This is a genomic window from Roseimaritima sediminicola, assembly GCF_009618275.1.
In the GTDB taxonomy this organism is placed as follows: domain Bacteria; phylum Planctomycetota; class Planctomycetia; order Pirellulales; family Pirellulaceae; genus Roseimaritima; species Roseimaritima sediminicola.
This window is the reverse complement of the sequence record NZ_WIAD01000175.1, coordinates 1-394: the sequence shown is the minus strand read 5'-3', so window position 1 is coordinate 394 and position 394 is coordinate 1. Positions and strand designations below refer to the sequence as shown.

Genomic DNA, 394 nt, shown 5'->3' with positions numbered 1-394 from the left:
ACGTAAGCTAGGTCTTCAGAAATACACTTCTCAATTGACTCAAGAATGACAATGATCTCAACAGTTGGAGCATTCTTCGTTAGGTGTCCGAAATCATTTGGGTATTGCTTTGCCAATCGCTCGAACTGATTGGGTGTAGCAATCTGAGACGCATACATGAGAGACTGAATCAACGCAAACGTGGGACCGACAACCTCCGAATCGGCCTTTATCTCTCCAATTGCCGGAATTTGGCCCTCGCGTTTTGCAGCGAGCAACATGTCCATGCCTCCGCTGGCTGTCGATGTCGCAGGTTTGCCCCGTTCCGTACACGAACAAGTGGTCCTGAATGGAAAGATTTCGAAATCAACCAGAGAGAACGACACGCCATCAACACTGACAGTCGCCCCACAAC

General features: G+C 49.0%; 1 protein-coding gene. It reads right to left on the bottom strand.

Annotated elements, in window-relative coordinates; genetic code table 11:
* Window positions 1-260, bottom strand: a 260-nt coding sequence (locus tag GE027_RS23540; RefSeq protein WP_237607753.1) for a hypothetical protein, incomplete at its 3' end; no start/stop codon positions are given.
* Window positions 261-394: the final 134 nt, after the last annotated feature.